Below are 698 nucleotides of genomic sequence, written 5' to 3'. Positions count from 1 at the left end.
TAACATCCAGTGTTTGTGTCCGTAATTCTAAAAGTATAGCTACCCACTTGTGTTAAGTTAAATTCAGCTGTAACATTAGTAGGAGTTGCTGTTAAAGTACCGTTTGTGTTACCTAATGGTAATAATTCGTATGTATATGAATTAGTTGGATTTCCATTATCAGTAACGGTAATTAATACTTGTTCAGGATTAGCAATATCACAAGTAATAGCATCTACTTGAGAAACAACAGCAGTAAATGTATTAATAGGGTTAATAATAACAGTATCATCATCTGTACAACCATTATTATCTCTAACAGTTACAGTAATATTTTGTACAGCCCCAGTATCCACAACATCAAAAGTATTAGTTGTAAAGAAATTAGTACCATCTATACTGAAAGTATAAGGAGCAGTACCAGTAGTAGGAATATCTGCAGTAATGGTTGCTATACTTGTGGTATTATCCGCAGCACAAGTAAAGTCTGTTGTTAAAGTTGCATTAGCTACTAATATAGTAGGTTCAATAATTTCAATACTATCGGTTTCTGTACAACCTCTATCTGAAGTTACTGTAATAGCGTAAGTACCAGGATTAAGGTTTGTAAATATACCAGTACCATTAGTTTGAGCAGGGTCTACGCCATTATCAATAGTAAAAGAATATGGTGGATTATCATTTACACCAACAGCAGGAGTTACTAAACTAACCGTAAT

The 698-nt window shown here is 33.2% G+C and carries 1 protein-coding gene; it reads right to left on the bottom strand.

Translation table 11 applies throughout. The features are described 5' to 3' along the window. A partial coding sequence (locus Q0856_RS18020) for a hypothetical protein (RefSeq protein ID WP_298507229.1) occupies positions 1 to 698 on the bottom strand: 698 nt, incomplete at both ends.

The organism is uncultured Maribacter sp. (assembly GCF_947496775.1).
Classification (GTDB): domain Bacteria; phylum Bacteroidota; class Bacteroidia; order Flavobacteriales; family Flavobacteriaceae; genus Maribacter_B.
This window is presented reverse-complemented; position numbering and strand designations above follow the sequence as displayed.